A 579-nucleotide genomic window follows, 5' to 3' on the forward strand; every position below is an offset into this window, starting at 1 on the left:
TCAAAGTGACGAGATTAGCACAAGGGTTATCGGTAGGTGGCGATTTAGAGTATGCTGACGAAGTAACATTATCTAAAGCAATCGCAGGTAGAACAGAAATGTAATGTCTTCTATTAAACATTTTTGATTTTAATACTATAAGTAAGAAAAGTCACAGTGTAATCATTGTGGCTTTTTTTATGGTGTGGTGTGATGTACTACTTTATTTGCGGTGTGACGGTGGTATGGTTTACCTAGTTTTACTGAGGGATGGGTAATCTTTAGGAAGCAAGCCGTTGGTTGTGATTTGTTACTTCTAATAGTAATGATGTGAATTGGATTATCGAATTAGATCTATGGTTATGGTGTGTTGGTGCTATTAATTTGATAAATGCGGTTAATGACTATGCAAATGAAATTCTTTTGTAATTGAAATGATAGATGCTGGCTTAGTAAGTTGTACTTCTTTGGTCTAAAGCTTATTAAATCAGCCTGTATAGCGGTGTTTTGAGAGATTATTTAAAACTTGTAAATTTATTTTTAATTTCTGGTAAAAAAATAACGTTCTGTTTTGCGGTTTTTTTGATTGATATGGTTAGA

Annotated in this window: 1 protein-coding gene and 1 pseudogene; both read left to right on the forward strand. The window is 33.0% G+C overall.

Features of this window, described 5'->3' with window-relative positions:
* A pseudogene (locus tag IDG60_RS00200) lies at positions 1 to 104 on the forward strand (recombination protein RecR); the annotation flags it as partial.
* 205 nt (positions 105 to 309) lie between these two features.
* Positions 310 to 408 carry a hypothetical protein gene (locus IDG60_RS00205; RefSeq protein ID WP_001791812.1) on the forward strand — a complete coding sequence of 33 codons (99 nt, stop codon included), beginning with the start codon at positions 310 to 312 and terminating at the stop codon, positions 406 to 408.
* Positions 409 to 579: the final 171 nt, after the last annotated feature.

This window comes from Staphylococcus sp. EG-SA-2, from assembly GCF_017152085.1.